Origin of the sequence: Flexibacter flexilis DSM 6793 (assembly GCF_900112255.1) — a bacterium.
Classification (GTDB): domain Bacteria; phylum Bacteroidota; class Bacteroidia; order Cytophagales; family Flexibacteraceae; genus Flexibacter; species Flexibacter flexilis.
Map to the genome: position 1 here is coordinate 154,465 of NZ_FOLE01000007.1, position 19,812 is coordinate 174,276.

Annotated in this window: 13 protein-coding genes and 1 riboswitch; of the genes, 5 read left to right on the forward strand and 8 right to left on the reverse strand. The window is 44.3% G+C overall.

The window, feature by feature from the left end; all coding sequences use genetic code 11:
- Window positions 1-5: 5 nt before the first annotated feature.
- Both fcl and BM090_RS12255 read right to left on the reverse strand, forming a co-directional pair.
- Window positions 6-941: a GDP-L-fucose synthase gene (gene fcl / locus BM090_RS12250; RefSeq protein ID WP_091513284.1), complete on the reverse strand. Its 936-nt coding sequence runs from the start codon at window positions 939-941 to the stop codon at window positions 6-8.
- 169 nt (window positions 942-1,110) lie between these two features.
- Window positions 1,111-3,255: a M43 family zinc metalloprotease gene (locus tag BM090_RS12255; RefSeq protein WP_177199922.1), complete on the reverse strand. Its 2,145-nt coding sequence runs from the start codon at window positions 3,253-3,255 to the stop codon at window positions 1,111-1,113.
- A 163-nt stretch (window positions 3,256-3,418) separates the two neighbouring features.
- Window positions 3,419-3,549: riboswitch (SAM riboswitch) on the forward strand.
- 116 nt (window positions 3,550-3,665) lie between these two features.
- Here BM090_RS12255 and metH point away from each other — a divergent pair.
- The gene (gene metH / locus BM090_RS12260) at window positions 3,666-7,472 is read left to right on the forward strand and encodes a methionine synthase (RefSeq protein WP_091513292.1); all 3,807 of its coding nucleotides are present in this window, start codon (window positions 3,666-3,668) and stop codon (window positions 7,470-7,472) included.
- 169 nt (window positions 7,473-7,641) lie between these two features.
- On the opposite strand, the gene gyrB is transcribed toward metH, so the two are convergent.
- The 3 genes from gyrB to BM090_RS12275 form a co-directional block, all read right to left on the reverse strand.
- Window positions 7,642-9,588, reverse strand: a complete 1,947-nt coding sequence (gene gyrB / locus BM090_RS12265; protein WP_091513296.1) for a DNA topoisomerase (ATP-hydrolyzing) subunit B — start codon at window positions 9,586-9,588, stop codon at window positions 7,642-7,644.
- 149 nt (window positions 9,589-9,737) lie between these two features.
- Window positions 9,738-10,139: a DUF1987 domain-containing protein gene (locus tag BM090_RS12270; RefSeq protein ID WP_091513300.1), complete on the reverse strand. Its 402-nt coding sequence runs from the start codon at window positions 10,137-10,139 to the stop codon at window positions 9,738-9,740.
- Between the two features lie 51 nt (window positions 10,140-10,190).
- Window positions 10,191-10,799, reverse strand: a complete 609-nt coding sequence (locus BM090_RS12275; protein ID WP_317040743.1) for a SiaB family protein kinase — start codon at window positions 10,797-10,799, stop codon at window positions 10,191-10,193.
- A gap of 115 nt (window positions 10,800-10,914) precedes the next feature.
- On the opposite strand from BM090_RS12275, the gene BM090_RS12280 reads away from it, so the two are divergent.
- The 3 genes from BM090_RS12280 to BM090_RS12290 all read left to right on the forward strand — a co-directional run bounded on the left by BM090_RS12280 (window position 10,915) and on the right by BM090_RS12290 (window position 14,242).
- Window positions 10,915-12,306: a DEAD/DEAH box helicase gene (locus tag BM090_RS12280; RefSeq protein ID WP_091513306.1), complete on the forward strand. Its 1,392-nt coding sequence runs from the start codon at window positions 10,915-10,917 to the stop codon at window positions 12,304-12,306.
- Between the two features lie 83 nt (window positions 12,307-12,389).
- Entirely contained in the window at window positions 12,390-13,142 is a 753-nt protein-coding gene (locus BM090_RS12285) for a shikimate dehydrogenase family protein (protein ID WP_091513310.1), read from the forward strand.
- A gap of 47 nt (window positions 13,143-13,189) precedes the next feature.
- Entirely contained in the window at window positions 13,190-14,242 is a 1,053-nt protein-coding gene (locus BM090_RS12290; RefSeq protein ID WP_091513314.1) for a sensor histidine kinase, read from the forward strand.
- A gap of 12 nt (window positions 14,243-14,254) precedes the next feature.
- Here BM090_RS12290 and BM090_RS12295 read toward each other — a convergent pair whose 3' ends face one another.
- Genes BM090_RS12295 through BM090_RS12305 form a run of 3 tightly spaced genes read right to left on the reverse strand, consistent with a single transcriptional unit; the run spans window position 14,255 to window position 17,730 of the window.
- On the reverse strand, window positions 14,255-15,148 hold the full coding sequence (locus BM090_RS12295) for a hypothetical protein (RefSeq protein ID WP_143083963.1): 894 nt from the start codon (window positions 15,146-15,148) through the stop codon (window positions 14,255-14,257).
- A 21-nt stretch (window positions 15,149-15,169) separates the two neighbouring features.
- On the reverse strand, window positions 15,170-16,168 hold the full coding sequence (locus BM090_RS12300; RefSeq protein ID WP_091513321.1) for a CgeB family protein: 999 nt from the start codon (window positions 16,166-16,168) through the stop codon (window positions 15,170-15,172).
- A gap of 20 nt (window positions 16,169-16,188) precedes the next feature.
- Window positions 16,189-17,730, reverse strand: coding sequence for a glycosyltransferase family 2 protein (locus BM090_RS12305; protein ID WP_091513326.1), 1,542 nt, complete (start codon window positions 17,728-17,730; stop codon window positions 16,189-16,191).
- Between the two features lie 240 nt (window positions 17,731-17,970).
- On the opposite strand from BM090_RS12305, the gene sppA reads away from it, so the two are divergent.
- On the forward strand, window positions 17,971-19,749 hold the full coding sequence (gene sppA, locus BM090_RS12310) for a signal peptide peptidase SppA (protein WP_317040744.1): 1,779 nt from the start codon (window positions 17,971-17,973) through the stop codon (window positions 19,747-19,749).
- The last annotated feature ends 63 nt before the right edge of the window (window positions 19,750-19,812 follow it).

Genomic DNA, 19,812 nt, shown 5'->3' on the forward strand with positions numbered 1-19,812 from the left:
AAAAATTAGATAGCAAATTCTTTGTTGCGTACTTCTTCATAAACGCCCGTAATACCTTCACGCAAACCGATTTTGAACTTCCAACCCACAGAAGCTAACTTGCTTACATCCATGAGTTTGCGCGGAGTTCCATCAGGTTTGGACGTGTTCCAAGTAAGTTCGCCTTCGTAGCCTACGATATCTTTGATGAGTAAGGCCAAATCCTTGATCGTTATTTCTTCACCCGAACCAACATTGACCAATTCTTTGCCGTCGTAGTTTTGCATGAGGTAGAAACAACCTTCGGCCAAATCGTCCACGTGCAAAAATTCGCGGAACGGAGAACCCGAACCCCAAATCTCAACGCTTGGTTTACCGTTTTCTTTGGCTTCATGGAACTTGCGAAGCAACGCAGGCAACACGTGCGAGTTGTTCAAATCGTAGTTATCATTGGGGCCATACAAATTCGTGGGCATCGCCGAAATAAAATTACAGCCGTATTGGTCGCGGTACGATTCGCACAACTTAATACCAGCAATTTTGGCAATAGCATACGGCTCATTGGTCGGCTCAAGCGTGCCCGTAAGCAAATATTCTTCTTTGAGTGGCTGCGGAGCCATTTTCGGATAAATACACGACGAACCCAAGAACAACAATTTCTTTACGTTATGCTTATAGGCCTGATGAATGACGTTGGCTTCAATCATGAGATTTTGGTAAATAAAATCTGCACGATAAATATTGTTGGCATTGATTCCGCCTACTTTGGCGGCGGCCAAAAACACGTAATCGGGCTTTTCTGCTTCAAAAAATGCTTCTACGGCCGCTTGGTTGGCAAGGTCTAGTTCTTTGGAGGTGCGAACCAATATATTAGTAAAACCTTCTTTTTGGAGTTTGCGCACGATAGCCGAGCCTACCATTCCACGATGACCCGCCACGTATATTTTATCTGAAGTTTTCAATGGAATAAAAATATTTTTAGTTGAAGAATATAAGTTCAAATATGCGATTTCAAATGTAGTAATTTTAACTCAAATCCTGAACACGTAGGTTGTTTCGTATTTGTTTTGACTAAAATCGGCCACAAAAAACGGCATTTGCTTTCTTGTTACAAATGCCGTTGAGAGGTTTTTAGTTCTTTATTATTTTCTGACTAAGGCTTTGGTTGCCAATTTGCAAATGCAAGAGGTACATTCCCGCGCTTAGCTGCTGCATCGGCAAGTCGATTTGTTGTTGGCCTGCGGCGTTGGGCTGAACTTGTTGCCAGATTTCCCGACCCAACAAATCCGTAAGTTGCAGTCTGATATTTTCTTGTTTACCCAAAACATAACTCAATTGGCTATTGTGATTGGTCGGGTTGGGCGCAATACTAATTTCATATTGTTTGATTAGCTCTGCTGTTCCCACCGACGGAACTGTTACGATTTCTACATCATCAATGTATAAGTTCCCGCCGCCCGCACTTTTCATTTCAAACTTAAAACGCACATTTTCGTATTGAACATAGTTGTTGATATTGACCGTTTCCGTGCGCCATTGGCTAGCCGTCGGAACAAAAGAAGTGCCTTCGTAATAATTGGTATTGCCTACCGTACTCAGTGGTGTTCCTGTTGCGGAGGCCAACTTACTATAAATAACACCTTGCCATGTTTTGCCGCAGTCTTTGGATACATAAACCTTGAGTTGGTCTTTATTATTGGAGGCTGTTTTGGCAAATGCCATTTTGAAGCGAAGCCCTACGGGAGATCCTACCGACGAGATATGAAACGTAGGTGTAATAATGCTGTTCAGCGCATTGTCTGGCAATAACGCATTAGCAATCACTATACTAGCACTCCCCGTTGTACTTGCGGCTACATTCCGTTGCCATGTTGGAGAGGTTACAGATGGGCCATTCACAATACTCCATGTTTTGTCTAGGTTATTGGCAAACAAAGGGAAACTGCTTTCCTCAAAACTTTCGCTTATTCCCAATGCAGCCGAATAAGCAGCAGTACCCGAATTGACAGTTACAAAATTTTCTTTCGTAATCGAATCTGCGCCACCACTCGTATAGGCCATAAGTTTTACGCTGAAAATACCTGCGCTGTTATAAGTAATAACGGGGTTGGCTTCGGTCGAAGTGTTGGGCATACCTCCTTCAAATGTCCACAAGTAATGGACTGAATCTAGGCTTGCAACATTGCCAATAAGAGGGGTAAACTCAGACGTTTTACCCGAACAAATCACACGTGTAGCCGCGTCAAAATCAGCAACAGGCGCACAAATACTCGCTACATAGCCATTGTTTGTGCCTGTGGCAAGGCGATTTTCTAAAGTCCAAAGCGTGTTGCGACTACCAATCGAGGAGTGTAACGCCGTTCTCATGCGTGTAACTTGCCCATTGGTAAACATACGCGCACAACTCGAATAATCCATGTAGTTTTCTACATTGCTTTTCACGCCGCAACTCATCATATTTTTATTACACCCCTGATCGGCAACGCCAACCGTGTTGGGGGTATCTTCTACATCATCATCCCAAAGACAATTGTCTTGCGCACCAGGTTCGTTGGTGTCGCCCCACGTATGAGCCAAGTTGAAATAATGGCCTATTTCGTGCGTCATCGTGCGAGCCGAAAAGTTATTCGGACTGCTCGCCCCCATACTTCCAAACTGAGAGGCCAAACACACAACCCCTTCATATTGAGGATCTACCGTACCAGGATAATAGGCATAAGCTCCCGCATTAAATGAAATGGTACGCACGACCCAAATATTAAAATATTGGCTAGTGTTCCAACTCACAATATCTTTTACGTTATCGTCTGCCGAAGCCGTAAGCGCAGAAACGTGGCGTGTAATCCCGCGCGTACAATTGCCGTCTGGGTCTATTTGAGCCAAACGAAATGCTACTTTTGTTTTGCCAACAATAGGCTGAAATACGGGATCAACTGCATTCGTATCACTATTGATTTTGGCAAAATCTTCGTTGATAATGCGCATCATATCAAAGATTTGCGCATCCGAAACATTTTCTGGCCCATAGTTATGAATCACGTGCACCACCACAGGAATGATGAGTACACTGTCATAAATACTGGCCGTATCATTGACCGCAAAAGGTGCGTTACGCTGTGCCAACCAAGCCGCTTTGCGTTCGGGATATTGCTCAAAAAGTTTGTTCATTACATGGCTTGTGCCGCAAGGTTTCGGCGCAGCCTCTTGCTGAGCAAAAGCCGTAACACTCAATAGTGTTAGGGTAATTGTTTTGATTAATAGTAAACTGAATCGCATATAAATTAGGGTTTGAATTAAGAAACTGATACAAAGTTCTATATAAAAATACGGAACAAAAAATATTTGCATAAACGAGTCTGGTATTACATAGCTTTGGGCTATCTCAAATTTTGTATGTGTAAATAATTCGATACGAATACTTTTTTGCGTAGATTTGCAACACTTATCCAGAAAGACGGAGGGAATAGGCCCTAAGATGTCTTAGCAACCGCCAATGCTTATAATGGCAGAAAGGTTGGTGCTAATTCCTACACTACATCGGCACTGAGCCAATGCAGCGAAAGATAAGCCAGACAAACTTTTACAATAAAGTTTGGTTAGCCCACACTTCCCTGCATCTTTTTGTACTGTAGCCTTTTGCCGAAGTTTTCGGATAAATCTGTTTAGGCTTTTTTTATAAAAAATACATGGGAACGATTACCGCAGATACCAGCAATCACACACAATTACCCCAATTGCTCACCCAAAAAATATTGGTGTTGGATGGCGCAATGGGCACAATGATTCAACGCTACAACCTCACCGAAGCCGACTACAAAGGCGAGCGTTTCAAAGATTTTCTGCGCGAACTGAAAGGCAACAACGATTTGCTTTCGCTCACGCAGCCACACATTATCAAGGAAATACATTTGCAATATTTGCAAGCAGGCGCGGACATCATCGAAACCAATACGTTTAGCGGAACGTCTATCGCGATGGCCGACTACGAAATGGAACATTGGGTGTACGAACTCAATTTTGAGTCGGCGCGTTTGGCCAAAGAAGCCGTAAACGAATACATGGCCGCGCATCCGCAGGCTTCGCCACGTTTTGTGGCTGGCGCAATAGGGCCAACCAACCGCACGGCTTCCATTTCCCCCGACGTGAACAACCCAAGTTATCGCGCCGTAACCTTCGACCAACTCGTAGAGGCTTACGCCGAACAGGTACGCGGTTTGGTGGACGGTGGCGCAGATATTTTGTTGGTCGAAACCATTTTCGACACGCTCAATGCCAAAGCGGCTCTTTTTGCCATTGAAGAATATTTTGATAAAAATCCACAACAACCACGCTTGCCTGTGATGGTTTCGGGTACGATTACCGACGCAAGCGGTCGCACGCTTTCTGGCCAAACGGTAGAGGCGTTTTTGTACTCGGTTTCGCACGTGCCTTTGTTGTCGGTGGGTTTCAACTGCGCGTTGGGTGCGGATTTGTTGCGCCCTTACGTGGAAGAACTTTCCGATAAAGCTCCGTTTTTTACGTCGGCTTACCCGAATGCTGGCTTGCCCAACGAGTTCGGGCAATACGACGAGCAACCCGACACGATGGCGGCCACGATAGAGGATTTTCTACAAAACAATTTTGTAAATATTATTGGTGGTTGTTGCGGCACTACGCCCGACCACATTCAGGCCATTGCACGCGTGGCGGCCAAATACAAACCGCGCCAAGTGCCTGCGCATGAGCATTTACCCAAATTCAGTGGTTTAGAACCGCTCAAAATTTTTGAAGGAAGTAATTTTGTAAACATCGGCGAACGCACCAACGTAACAGGCTCTAAAGCGTTTGCGCGTATGATTAAAGAAAACCGCTACGAAGATGCGCTGGCCGTAGCGCGTCAGCAAGTAGAAGGCGGGGCGCAACTCATAGACGTAAACATGGACGAAGGAATGTTGGATTCGGAAGCGGCCATGACTACGTTTTTGAATCTAATTGCCTCTGAGCCAGATATTGCCAAGCTCCCGATTATGATAGATTCGTCCAAATGGAGCGTAATTGAGGCGGGTTTGAAATGCGTACAAGGCAAAGCCGTTGTTAATTCTATTTCCCTGAAAGAAGGAGAAGAAAAATTCAAGGAACACGCCCGCAAAATTCAGAAATATGGCGCGGCTACGGTGGTGATGGCTTTCGATGAACAAGGCCAAGCCGATAGCTATGAACGCCGTATTGCCATTTGCCAAAGAGCCTATAATATTTTGGTGAATGAAGTTGGTTTTCCGCCCGAAGACATCATTTTTGACCCGAACATTTTGACTGTATCCACTGGTATTGAGGAACATAACAATTATGCGGTGGATTTCGTGAACGCGACGGAATGGATAAAGAAAAATTTGCCTTATGCCAAAGTGAGCGGTGGCGTAAGCAATATTTCGTTTAGTTTTAGGGGAAATGACGTAGTGCGCGAAGCTATGCACTCGGCGTTTTTGTATCGCGCCATCAAAGCGGGCATGGACATGGGCATCGTAAACGCGGGCATGATTGCCGTGTACGAAGACATTCCAGCGGATTTGCTCGCACTCGTAGAAGATGTGTTATGGAATCGCAGAGTCGATGCAACCGAACGACTGGTTAGTTTTGCTGAAAATATTAAAGCCAAAGGCAAAGAACAAGTAAAAGACGAAACTTGGAGAAAAGCCACTGTACAAGAGCGACTTACGCACTCACTCGTAAAAGGTGTGGTGGATTACATAGACCAAGACGTAGAGGAAGCCCGCCAACTTTTCGACAGACCTTTGCAGGTAATCGAAGGGCCACTCATGGACGGCATGAACGTAGTGGGCGACTTGTTCAGCGAAGGAAAAATGTTTTTGCCGCAAGTGGTAAAATCGGCGCGTGTAATGAAAAAAGCCGTTGCCTATTTGTTGCCTTACATTGAAGAAGAAAAGCAACGCAACGGCGGCGAGGGTTTGGGCAGCCAGACGGCAGGCAAAATCCTGATGGCCACCGTGAAAGGCGACGTACACGACATCGGCAAAAACATAGTTAGTGTGGTGTTGGGTTGTAACAATTACGAAATTATCGACTTGGGCGTAATGGTTTCGGCAGAAAAGATTTTGGCCGCCGCCAAAGAACAAAAAGTAGATATTATTGGGCTTAGTGGCCTGATTACGCCTTCGCTCGACGAGATGGTACACGTAGCAAAAGAGCTTGAACGCCAGAAGTTTAATGTGCCTTTGATGATTGGCGGCGCAACGACTTCGCGCGTGCATACAGCCGTGAAAATTGCGCCACATTATTCGGGGGCTGTCGTGCACGTACTCGACGCGAGCCGCAGCGTACCCGTAGCGGGTAAGTTGGCCAGCAAAGAAATGTATTCGGATTTTAAACAAGAAATTAGCAAAGAATACGACCAACTACGCACTGACCACGCCAACCGCCAACAAGCCAAAAATTTGATTGGGTTGGAGCAAGCTCGCCAAAACAAAGTGGCCATTGATTGGGCAAAAGCCGACATCACGAAGCCGCGTTTTTTGGGAAATCGGGTATTTGAAAATTATGATTTGGCCGAAATCGCCACGTACATCGACTGGACACCGTTTTTCCAAACGTGGGAGCTTTATGGCAAATTCCCCAAAATTTTAGAAGATGCCGTAGTAGGCGAGCAGGCGCGTAAAGTTTATGCCGATGCACAAGCATTGCTCAAACAAATTATTGACAATAAACTACTGAAAGCCAATGCGGTCATTGGTTTTTATCCAGCCAATAGCACCGACCACGACGACGTTACTCTTTACGATATTGATACCAAAACCGTAACCACACCTTGCGACGCGCACGGCAGCCATACGCACACGATTTTTGTACCGAAAGCCAACGAGCAAAATCCGTTGGTGTTGGACGTGAAAACCAAACTGCACTTCTTGCGCCAACAAAATGCTAAATCCGCGAATCTACCGAATTTCTGTTTGGCGGACTTTGTTGCACCGACGCAAGCCGAACGCGTGGATTATATCGGGGGTTTTGCCGTTACGACGGGCATCGGGCTGGACGATTTGGTACAGCGTTTTGAGGCCGACCACGACGACTACAACAGCATCATGGCCAAAGCCTTAGCCGACCGCCTCGCCGAAGCCTTCGCCGAGCTAATGCACCAACGCGTGCGCCGCGAGTTTTGGGGCTATGCTCGCAACGAAAACTTTAGTAATGAGCAACTTATCCAAGAAGAATATGTCGGTATTCGTCCTGCGCCAGGTTATCCTGCTTGCCCAGACCATACCGAAAAACGCACGCTTTTCGATTTGTTGGAGGTAGAAAAAAATACAAGCATTACACTGACCGAAAGCTACGCCATGTGGCCAACGGCGGCGGTAAGCGGCTGGTATTTTGCCAGTGCCGAAAGCAAATATTTTGGGTTAGGCAAAATCACCAAAGAGCAAGTAGCTGACTACGCCCAACGCAAAGGCATGAGCCTTGAGCAAGCCGAACGCTGGCTGGCTCCGAATTTGGCGTATTAAATTTATAAAAATTTCAAAATAACACTATCTATGATTTTAAGACAGCAAAATCTTAAAATCATAGATAGTCTCGAAATTATTTAATTGTAATTTTTCAGATTAAATAGCGCATAAAAAACCTTATAGATTTATAGTCTATAAGGTTTTTAAAGTTTTGTATATGAGCTAATTACACATCAATTTTGGCGTAACGCGCATTGCGTTCGATAAACTCACGGCGCGGCGCAACCTCATCGCCCATCAGCATCGAGAACAAATGGTCTGCTTCGGCTGCCGAGTCGATGGTTACGACTTTTAGCGTGCGTTTTTCAGGGTTCATGGTTGTTTCCCAAAGTTGTTCGGGGTTCATTTCACCCAAACCTTTGTAACGCTGAATACCTACCGAATCTTCGCGGCCTTCTTTGGCCAACTCGCGCACGGCTTGTTCGCGTTGCTCTTCTGTCCAGCAATAACGCTCTTCTTTGCCTTTTTTCACCAAATACAATGGCGGTTGAGCAATGTACAGATAACCGTTTTCGATGATTTCGCGCATATAGCGGTAGAAAAACGTCAGGATAAGCGTGCGAATATGGCTACCGTCCACGTCAGCATCGGTCATGATGATGATTTTGTGGTAACGTAGTTTTTCGAGGTTCAAAGCTCTCTCGCCGTCGGCAGTTCCGAACGAAACGCCCATCGCGGTAATAATGTTACGGATTTCTTCGCTATCGTAAATGCGGTGTTCTTGGGCTTTTTCTACGTTCAGGATTTTACCTCTAAGCGGCAAAATCGCCTGAAATGCACGGTTACGGCCTTGTTTGGCAGAGCCACCAGCCGAATCCCCTTCCACCATGTATATTTCGCAAACCGCAGGGTCAGACTCCGAGCAGTCGGCCAGTTTGCCAGGCAAACCCGAACCCGACAACACGTTTTTGCGTTGCACCATTTCACGCGCTTTGCGGGCAGCGTGGCGTGCTTTGGCGGCCAAAATCACTTTACTAACAATGAGTTTGGCTTCGCGCGGATGCTCTTCCAAATACGTATCGAGCATTTCGGCGACGCTGGCATCTACCGCACCCATCACGTCGGAGTTACCGAGTTTGGTTTTGGTTTGGCCTTCAAATTGTGGCTCGGCCACTTTCACCGAAATTACAGCCGTTAGGCCTTCGCGGAAGTCGTCGCCCGTAATCTCAATTTTTTCTTTCTCCAAAATACCCGAACGGTCAGCGTAGTTTTTGAGTGTACGCGTAAGGGCGCGACGGAAACCTGCCACGTGTGTACCGCCTTCGATGGTATTGATGTTGTTTACATACGAAAATACGTTTTCGGTGTAAGAAGTGTTATAAAGTAAAGCAACTTCTACAGGCGTTCCGTTTTTCTCGCTTTCCATGTGAATTGGTTCAGGAATCAGGTTTTCGCGTGTCGAGTCCAGATATTCCACAAACTCACGCAAGCCACCTTCCGAGTAAAACGCTTCGCCCAAAGGCTGGCCGTTGTCGTCGGTTTGGCGCAAATCCGTCAAGGAAATGTGTATGCCTTTGTTCAGGTACGAAAGTTCGCGCAAACGCGAAGCAACCGTATCGTATTTGTATTCGGTGATGGTAAAAATGCTGGCATCAGGCGTAAAGTCGATAATTGTACCTGTACGGTCTGTTTCGCCAACTACTTTTACGGGATAAAGCGGCGCACCGCAGCTATATTCTTGTTGGAAAATTTTGCCTTCGCGGTGTACGGTCGCACGCAAATGCGTAGAAAGTGCGTTCACACAGGAAACACCCACGCCGTGCAAACCGCCCGAAACTTTGTATGTATCTTTGTCAAATTTACCGCCTGCGTGTAGCACAGTGAGTACAACTTCCAACGCCGAACGGCCTTCTTTGCTGTGTATGCCCGTAGGGATACCACGTCCGTTGTCGGTTACGGTAATGGAGTTATCGGGGTTAATAAATACCTCAATGTTAGTACAATAGCCTGCTAATGCTTCGTCTATGGAGTTGTCCACTACTTCCCATATCAGGTGGTGTAAGCCTTTGATGCCAATATCACCGATATACATAGCTGGGCGTTTGCGCACAGCTTCCAACCCTTCGAGGACTTGTATATTATCTGCCGAATAATTGTCTTTTTGTTCTGCCACTTGTCTTTACAGTTTATTATACGAACAGCAAAAATACAACAATCTGCGCAAAAAAAGTAGCAGCTTATGCAACAAATTTTGCTGCATAAGCTGCTATCTGCAAAGAAGTTATTACCCCTTAAACAAAATGCTTGCCAAATCCCTTTTACTTATTCATTAGGCATTTGCGGAATGTCTTCTGCCACAATATTGATAGGAATGCGCACCAATTGGCGAAAATCTTCCCCTGCTTCTTTCATGTCGTCGTCGTCGGGGTCATGAAACCAAAAAATACTGGCATCGTAGCCGCTGGCAAACAACGCGTCTATTTTTTTGATTATTTTCAGGAAATGCGAAGTAGAACTAGTATTAAAATATTCTAACTTAAAGCTAAGAGAAACAGGAAAATCACCTTTGTAGGATTTGTTAAATTCGTCGAGCCACTCTAAAATTGGTCTATAAAATTCAAAGGAGTTTTCTGGCAAGGATTTGCCTCCAAATTCAAAACGTCCTGCGGGGTCTAAGATGATTTGTGGTGTGGTGGGCGTAGCCTCTAATATTATTTTTTCCATGTGTTCAAGGGATTCTGGCCAATGAGTTAAAAGATATTTGACTAAAAAGAATTACGCAGACTCGCAAAGTGAGCCAATCTTTATTTGCAAACCTAAAAAAGCGTGTTCGTTATCTATATTTTCGATAGCATATTCAAGTTTTTGGCCTGACTCCCGAATGATTCGGAGGATTCCCAGACCAGCTCCACCTTTGGCAGAAATCTGACCGCTATCTAACGTTGCCAAATAGAGTTGATGTATTTCTTCTTGGGATAATGGATTGATTTTTTCTAATTTTGCTTGTAATACCTTGGCGCGGTCTTGGCGCAAATAATTACCCGTGTAAATAACATACTCGTCATCTTGCTTACTGAGCATTAGAATACATTCTTTCAGGGCAGGAAGTTCCATTTCGGAATGATAAAAGATATTTTGTAAGCATTCTATCAGAATATTGATGATATTCTTTTTTTTCCGTACATTGACTTGTTGCTCCTTCAGCTTTGCATCAGAAAGCTGAAGCAGAGAGGCAATAAGCTCCCCGTTGAGCGTACCGCTATACGAAACAATCAAATGATTTTGCTTCATCATTTGATATTGATGATAGATGTTTACCATTGACCACAAACTTTTAAAGTGTGGTAAATTTGTAAAAAAAATATTTAAAGTGAAATAATTCATAAAACTTTAATTAATTATTCATAAAAAAATCTTTGTATAAAAAAACAATTTTATACTTTTCTACTGATAGTCAGCAAATTATGACTATTTTCTTTTCATTTCTTTTGTTTTTGCAATGACATTCGCAGATTTTGAACTCAATAAACAATTACTGACGGCTATCGAAGAATTGGGCTACGAAGCCCCTACGCCAATCCAAGAAAAGGCCATTCCTGCCATCAGTGCAGGCCACGACATCTTGGGTATAGCCCAAACAGGAACAGGCAAAACCGCTGCGTTTTTGTTGCCACTCCTCATGAAAATTAAGTATGCACAAGGCCTACACCCTCGCGCCATTATTTTTGCTCCCACGCGCGAGTTGGCCATGCAGATTGATGATAACATTAAACTTTTGGCCGCCCATACCGACATACGGCATACGGTTATTTATGGCGGAATTGGCCCCAAAACCCAAATTATGACCATCGCCAAAGGCATTGATATTTTGGTGGCAACGCCTGGCCGTTTCTTGGATTTGTATTTGAGAGGTGATATTATTCTCAAAGAAATAAAAACCATGATACTCGATGAGGCCGACAAAATGATGGACATGGGTTTTATGCCCCAAATCCGCAAAATACTCGAAGTCGTGCCACGCAAACGCCAAAATCTGTTGTTTTCGGCCACCATGCCCGACAAGGTTGTAACGCTTTCTGAAGAGTTTTTGGAATATCCGACACGCATAGAAGTTGCTCCGCAATCGTCCACGATTGAGACCATCGACCAAGTGCTTTTTGAAGTGCCCAACATCGAAACCAAACGCAATTTGCTTTTGCATCTGATTAAAGATGAAGAAGCCGCGCCGCGTGTTTTTGTGTTCGTGAAAACAAAACACACTGCCGAAGATTTGTATAAATTCCTACAAAAACACTTTTGGAAAGGTGTGGGTGTGGTGCACGCCAACAAAGGCCAAAACTCGCGTATCAATACAATGGATGCGTTTCGTAACGGACAAGTGCGCGTGATGGTAGCCACCGACGTAGCGGCCAGAGGTTTGGACATTAGCATGGTTTCGCACGTAATCAATTTTGATGTACCGATTATTTACGAAGATTATGTACACCGAATTGGCCGCACGGGTCGCGCCAATAACGAAGGGCAAGCCTTTACGTTCCTGACCAAAGATGAGGAATACCACATCGCCAAAATTGAGTCGATTATTCGCATGAGTATTCCGCGCCAACCCTTGCCGCCCAATGTGGAAGTGGCCAGCACGCCGTTTGAAGAAAACCAAAATATGTTGCGTAACATAGACAACCAACGCAAAAAAGAAGACCCAACATTTCAAGGGGCTTTTCATGAGAAAAAAGCCAAAAATTTGCCACCGCCCAATAAAAAACCAAGAAGTACGAGCGGCGGCACGCGCAAACCTGCGGCTAGCAAAGGCAAAGGAGGTAGCGGTGCAGGCAATTCGCGCGGCGGAAATGGCGGGCGTAGCAGTGGTGGCGGACGCGGCGGCAGACGTTAATCATTTTTAGTCAAACCTTCTAAGTCTTTGGGACTTAAAGGTTTGACACCATAATCAATTGCTTGTTTATCCAAACTTATTTCATGCGACAATTCGGCCTTATCGGATACCCAATTTCTCATTCGTTTTCTAAAAAATATTTTACTGAAAAATTCATTCGCGAAGGAATCAAAGACGCGTATTATGAGCTTTTCCCGTTGCCAGACATTGAGCTTTTTCCTGTGTTGGTTTCGCGCAAATCGCATTTGAGCGGCCTAAACGTAACCATTCCACACAAAGAAACCGTTATTCCGTTTCTGGACGAGTTGCACGAAGCCGCTCAACGCATTGGTGCGGTGAATGTGATTAAAGTAGAAACCGATGGGCGATTAATTGGCTATAATTCAGATTATTATGGCTTTAAATTGTCGTTAGAGAAAAATATTCAAATCCATAACAACACGCACACCAAAGCCTTTATCTTGGGAACTGGTGGCGCGAGCAAGGCCGTAAAAGCGGCTTTGCAGGATTTGGGCATTGATTTTCGGGAAGTTTCGCGACAAGCCAAAGACGGCGGCGTTTGGGCATATGAAGACATCACGGCGGAAGCCTTGCAAACGCACACGCTCATCATTAACACTACCCCGCTGGGAATGTATCCGAACACCGAAACTTGTCCGCCTTTGCCTTACGAGCAACTTACACCACGCCATTTGCTGTTTGATTTGGTGTACAACCCAACTGAAACACTGTTCATGCAAAAAGGCCAAGCCGCAGGCGCACACGTGGCCAACGGTTTAGAAATGTTGCATTTGCAGGCCGAAAAAGCATGGGAAATTTGGAATAGTGCGCTGTAATTTGTCTATTAGCAAAACTTTGCAAACAAAAATTCTGCTATTAATTCATGTTCAATTCGAGAGTAGTTTCGGCGATTTTGGCTTTGGTGGTGTCGGGTGTTACGACGGCTTTTGTTTCGCTAATAGATAACACACCGACCAACGCCCTGATTTTGGCGGCTGTCATGTCGTTTGTGTCGGCGTTTATGCTTAGTTATTTTTCGATGGAATATCTCGTGTTCAGGGAGTTGCAGAATTTGCACGCCGCCATCGAAAAGCTCCGTCGGAAAGACTTTAAGCTCACCAAAAGCCGCTTCGGTTCTATTGAGCCAATTCGCAAAATCAATGACGAGATGATGCGTTATGCCAGCAAAAAAGAACAAGAAATTGACGAGCTAAAACGCATAGAAAACTATCGCCGTGAATTTTTGGCCGACATCTCGCACGAACTGAAAACCCCGATTTTTGCCGCGCAAGGTTTTGTACATACGCTGCTGGACGGCGCAGCCGACGACCCAGAAGTTCGTGACCAATTTCTGAAAAAAGCCGCTAAAAGTTTGGACGGTTTGGAAGCCCTGGTGCAAGACCTCATTACGCTTTCGCAAATGGAAACGGGTTATATTACTATGAAAATCAAACCGTTAGAAATAAGCGAATTGATTAATGATATTTTTGAGCAATTGGAAAAGAAAGCACAAAAACGTAACACTACTTTAAAGCTGGACAGCAAACCCGACAAAAAATATTGGGTGTTGGGCGACGTGAACCGCATCGGGCAGGTGCTTATTAACCTTATCGAAAACGCCATTAAATACGGAAATGATAATGGGAAAGTAATCGTGGGCTTGGAGTCGAGTAAAGATTTTGTAAGCATCACGGTGCGCGACAACGGGCCGGGCATTGCCGAAGAACACCAAAAACGCATTTTTGAACGCTTTTATCGCATAGACAAAAGTCGTTCGAAAGACAAAGGCGGTACGGGTTTGGGGCTGGCCATCGTCAAACAAATCATTGATGCGCACGGCTCAAAAATCACCGTTAGTAGCAAAATTGGGCGAGGCACAACCTTTGAATTTCGGTTGGAAAAAACGGTTGCACCACTACCCACAACAAATAGCTAGTCATTTGATTATCTAAAATCTATACGGCGGCATTGTCCAGCGTTTGCCCGACAATTTGCGCAATGTACGTGGCAAAAAACTCAATGCTTCGTAGGCGCGTTTGGGCTTTTCCATGTCTTGCGGCAACAAAAGTGTGTGCAATGCTATGAGTTTTTGCAAAGATTCTCCTTCATATTTGGTAAAGAAATCGGCCAATACGCCTCGAAACTCCTTAAAATTCCAGTAATGGAAAATAAAATCATTCACTACCATCAGTTTAGGGGCTTTGGTTTGGGCATAATACGAAAACGCGAATTGCTCTACGATGTGTCGTTCAAAAATCTTGTACATATCGTCGGTGAGCCTAAGCACGTCTTCAAGCAACATACCCGAATTCATTCCCAATACACCCGCGTTATACATTTGGAGCGTAGTGGGGTCTGCTGCTGCCCAAAAATGCGCCAATTCTTTCGGATTTGTTTTGAAAAATTTGTACAACCTACTGATAGTCAGGTTTGATTTTGGCGAAATAGCCCCTTCCGACACATGCATTAAAAATGTCCCTTGTTCGATGGCCTCAAAAAGTGCGGGCACTGATTTTAGGAATGTTACATCAGTGTCGGTGTATAACAAATTGCCGTGTGTGTGCGTAGCCCAAAAATCTTGTAACATCTTGATTTTGACCCGATGTACAAAATTAATTTCGCCGCTCCACTCCTTAATCAATTGTTTATCTATCGCTTTGAAAGTAACATAGTGCTCAAACAATTTGAAAAATGCGGGTTGGTCGGTATAAATAATAATCTGCGGCAATTTGTCGGCGGGCGTACCAGCCAAAAACGAAAGCAGCGCATATTTGGCCTCGTTGAGAATACCAACATGGCCATAGGCTTGCATAATCCAATAATTTGGTTGGGTTGTAGGCATGGTTTCTTTTTTTGCAGGCTTTTATTTTTTGGATTTTGCTATTAAATCAAGAACAGTTTGCATGCGCTGCGTGTAGGTATGGTCGCGCACAACACGTTGATAAGCAGCTTCTGCAATGGCTTCGCGCTCTTGGTCGTGCTGCAAGTAATACTCAATAAGTGCTGGCAACTCGGCTGGACTTTTATACAAAACCACTTCTTTTTGCGGTTCGAACAACATCGAAATTTCTTTTTTGTCGTCGCAAAGCTGAAACGAGCCACTGCCACTGGCTTCAAACAAACGGGGATTTACGCCATAATCGCACAAATCCAACCATGTATGAACATTCAATACAATTTTGGATTGTTGGAAAACCTGCACCATTTCTTCGGGCGTAAAAAACGAACGTTTGATAAAATAAGGAGCCAAAATATCATCGTATTTCATTTTGCGAGCTTTCCAAGGCCCCATAATGGCTACTTTAATTCCTTTTTTCACCAAATCGGCCAATATTTCTTCACGATTGGGCTTGTGGTCTCCCGCAAACAGCACGTCATATTTGTACTGACGCTGCGTCATGGGTTTATGCAACTCGGGCATAATGCCCACGGGCAAGAAATAAATATTTTGAACGCCTTTTTTGCGGTAATCGTCGTGCGTGTAAAGGCTATTGGTAAAATAAAAATCGTATTCAGCGGCGGGTGCTGCCTCAAAACCCAACTGAAATGGGTCGTTGAGCCACCAAGAAGCCGTCAAAATCTTTTTACTTTTGATTTTTCGGATTATTTCAGCCGTTTGCGTGCGGCCATAAATACTAAAAAATACGTCTGGTTTTTCGCGGTCGATGAGCTGAAGTAGCTGCTCGTTTTTGTAATCCAAGAATGCAGGTTTAGATATTTTCTCGCGAATTTTTTCTACCCAATTGTCTCGTTCGTGATTAAAGACAATCACCTCATGCCCCAAACTGCGCAAAGCCTGTGGAACATAATGGTTCATGGGAATAGTGTGCGCCAAACCAGGTATAGATACAATGAATTTCATTTTTATCTCTTTATCAATAGTTAAGACAAATAAGCATTGATGCCTTTTTCGCAATAAGTCGCTTTGTGGGCAATGGCATCGGCCAAAATACGGTCGTTTTCGGGCAATGTGGCGCGGCTATTTTCGGGATGATACAAGTGGTAAGCCACTGCCGCAAATTTGATATTGTGCCGATACACGCCGCTATTAATCAGCCGTACCGCAAATTCGCTATCCTCTCTGCCCCACCCGATTATCGCTTCATTAAACCCATTGATTCGGATGCAGTCTTCGCGCCAAAAGGCCATACTACAACCCCGAATCGCGCGAATATCGTCACGTTTTTTGGCCATTCGGCGCATCATAAACGGAATGTGCATCGCATTAAATCGGTTCTTAATACCAGAGTCCCACCACCGAATATTTATATTTTTTTGCGCTAATACTTCTTTGGTTTTTTCATCCGAAAGCAGCACGCGCGAACCTTGTACAAAAAATCCTTTTTGCGCCAAGGCACGTTGGTCGGCGACAAAATGGCGGTTCAAGACCATGTCGCCATCTATGCTTACCAAATAGTCGCCTTGCGCCATGGCCATCGCTTTGTTACGAATTTGAGAAAGTTTGAAACCCTCATCAGCGTGCCAACAGTGGCGAAGTGGCACAGAAAATTTTGATTGAAATGACGCTATAAGTTCTTGTGTATCAGCACGAGATCCGTCATCTGCTACAATTACTTCAAAAGGCATTTGGGTTTGTTGTAGCACCGAAAGCAATACCAATTCCAAAGCATCTTTGCGGTTGTAAGTAGAAATAATCAGCGATATTTTGAACGATTCTTGCAAAGCAAAAAGTTTTAGATATTTCAGAAAAACACCATGTGCAAACATGGCCGACACGCCCAAACCTTGTTTGCCGTCCAGCAAACCACCTCTAAAAAAATAGCCTTTCAGGAAATTAGAAACTGGACTCAGCAGTAATTTTCCCCAAGTCGCACGCTTGCCCGAAGCAAACATATCCGCTGCCGCAAGGCTTGTATATTTGTTGCCTTGTGCGGCTTGCGCCTCCACCGATTCATACGAATAATGATATAAATCGCCTGCTAATTTTGCAGTTTTTGTCCCTGCCGTAAGCTGCAAAGTTTCGTGTACGCTGCCACCGCCCCAACTACCTTTTTGTTTATTCCAAAGGCGCACTTTACAATCGGGGTAGCTGTTGCCATGCCTAATCCATTGGTTAAAATAAAAAATAGCGCGATTGAATTTATACGCGTCGGCTTGTGGATTGGCTTTTGCTTGCAAAATGCTTTCTTTCAGTATTGGACTCAACTCTTCGTCGGCATCAAGCGACAGAATCCAGTCATTTTGAGCCAAATCATTGCCATAATTTTTTTGGGAAGCGTAGCCATCAAAAGCGCGTTGTTGCACTTTTGCACCCAACGAGGTGGCTATTTCTACGGTTTTATCTACTGAAAATGAATCAATTATAATTACTTCATCTGCCACGCCCTGCAAAGAACGCAAACAACGAGCAATGTTTTTTTCTTCGTTAAAAGCAATAATAACAGCCGAAATTTGTATTTTCATTGGGTTAAATACTCGTGTAGTGGCATGAACACAATTCTAATGCCCATGTGTTAAAATAATTGAAGTAAAGGTCTTCAAAGGTAATAACTTAATTTATAATTCGTCCGTAAAAACAGCCTTTAGCCTTTATTTTATACCTTTAGTAAAGAATAAACACGGGTTTTCGATTTATATCATCTAATATTGTAACGATAAAAATTTAAAGTTTACCATTATTATCATACTAACCCCCTCAAAATTATGCAATTTCTGAAATATGTATTGGCCACAGTGGTAGGGATTTTCCTTACATGGGTCATTGGTTTTCTGCTTTTCGTGGGCATTGCCGCGTCTGCTTCCAAAGGTGATGCGCCAATTCTAGAAGAAAATTCTGTGCTAAAAATTTCGTTTGATGCCCCTATCGTAGAGCGCGAAAGCGGCGATAATCCGTTCAAAGATTTGAATCTTCCTGTCGGAAACGATGAAGGCGGAATCGGTATCGTAGAATTTAAAAAGACGTTGGCCAGAGCCAAAACAGACGACAATATCAAAGGCATTTATTTAGACATGTCGTCGGTGCGTGCGGGTTTTGCTTCGTTAGAAGAAATTCGTAACGCCTTGATCGACTTCAAAAAATCAGGCAAATTCATTCTTGCCTATGGCGAAATGTACAGCGAAGGCGCGTATTATGTAGCTTCCGTTGCCGACAAAATTTACCTTAATCCTGCGGGTTTGATGGAAATTAACGGCCTCAGTTCCAACATTACTTTCTTCAAAGGAACGTTGGCAAAATTGGAAGTAGAGCCTGAAATTTTTAAAGTAGGTGATTTTAAAAGTGCCGTTGAGCCTTTCTTCCTCGACAAAATGAGCGAACCAAGCCGCCTACAAACTACGTCATTCCTCAACTCCATTTATAATCACTACTTGGACAAAGTAGCCGAATCACGCAAAATTGACCGCAAACAATTAGAAGTAATTTCTGACTCAATGTTGGTGCGCGATGCCGCCGACGCACTCAAATACAAAATCGTAACCAACTTAGGCTATTACGACGAAGTGCAAGACGAGTTGCGCAAATTGCTCAAAATCGAAGCTGACGACAAAATCGAATTTATCGGCCTTAGCAGCTACCAAAAAGCTGACGACGAAAAATCAGAACTTAACGAAGGCAAAGGCAGTGGCGACCGCGTAGCTGTAATTTTTGCTTCGGGCGAAATCACGTCGGGCAAAGGCAGCGATGAGGTAATCGGCTCTGACCGCATCGCTGAAGCTATCCGCAAAGCGCGTTTGGACAAAAAAGTAAAAGCAGTGGTGTTGCGCATTAACTCTCCAGGTGGTAGCGCAATGGCTTCCGACGTAATGTGGCGCGAGGTGATGCTTACCAAAAAAGTAAAACCAATTATCGCTTCTATGTCCGATGTGGCAGCTTCTGGCGGTTATTACATGGCGATGGGTTGCAACAAAATCGTAGCACAACCAACTACTATTACGGGTTCTATCGGTGTGTTTGGCATGATGTTCAACACCCAAAAATTATTGAACAACAAATTGGGCGTTACGATGGACGGCGTGAAAACAGGTGAGTTTTCGGATTTGGGCAATATGACTCGTCCGCTGACAGCTTACGAACGCAAAGTAATTCAACAAAGCGTAGAGAAAATCTACGGCGAGTTTACGAGCAAAGCCGCCGAAGGCCGCCACATGAAAGTAGAAGATTTGCGTGCTGTAGCTTCTGGCCGCGTATGGTCGGGTGTAGAAGCCAAAGAAAAAGGTTTGGTTGATGTGTTGGGTGGCTTAGACGATGCCATTAAGTTGGCGGCTTCGGAAGCCAAATTGAAAGAAGGCGAATACCGCATCAAGCAATTGCCTGCTACGCAAAGTTTCTTTGAAAAAATCATGAGCGATTTGAACAACGAAGCAGACGCACGTATTTTCAATGCGCAATACGGTGAGCTTGCTCCTTATGTGCGCCAAATCAAGCATTTGCAAGAAATCAGAGGCGTACAAGCGCGTTTGCCTTTTGATATTAGCTTTGAATAACCAGCTAAATTTTTAATAAAATAAAAAGCGTAACTCTGATGATTCGGAGTTACGCTTTTTTGT

Coding starts and splice junctions, on each gene's coding strand:
- BM090_RS12300 (WP_091513321.1), bottom strand. CDS start 16,168: ATGAAATTCATTGTATCTATACCTGGTTTGGCGCACACTATTCCCATG.
- BM090_RS12275 (WP_317040743.1), bottom strand. CDS start 10,799: ATGAATTATTTCACTTTAAATATTTTTTTTACAAATTTACCACACTTT.
- BM090_RS12305 (WP_091513326.1), bottom strand. CDS start 17,730: ATGAAAATACAAATTTCGGCTGTTATTATTGCTTTTAACGAAGAAAAA.
- BM090_RS12295 (WP_143083963.1), bottom strand. CDS start 15,148: ATGCCTACAACCCAACCAAATTATTGGATTATGCAAGCCTATGGCCAT.
- BM090_RS12285 (WP_091513310.1), top strand. CDS start 12,390: ATGCGACAATTCGGCCTTATCGGATACCCAATTTCTCATTCGTTTTCT.
- metH (WP_091513292.1), top strand. CDS start 3,666: ATGGGAACGATTACCGCAGATACCAGCAATCACACACAATTACCCCAA.
- BM090_RS12290 (WP_091513314.1), top strand. CDS start 13,190: ATGTTCAATTCGAGAGTAGTTTCGGCGATTTTGGCTTTGGTGGTGTCG.
- sppA (WP_317040744.1), top strand. CDS start 17,971: ATGCAATTTCTGAAATATGTATTGGCCACAGTGGTAGGGATTTTCCTT.
- BM090_RS12280 (WP_091513306.1), top strand. CDS start 10,915: ATGACATTCGCAGATTTTGAACTCAATAAACAATTACTGACGGCTATC.
- BM090_RS12270 (WP_091513300.1), bottom strand. CDS start 10,139: ATGGAAAAAATAATATTAGAGGCTACGCCCACCACACCACAAATCATC.
- BM090_RS12255 (WP_177199922.1), bottom strand. CDS start 3,255: ATGCGATTCAGTTTACTATTAATCAAAACAATTACCCTAACACTATTG.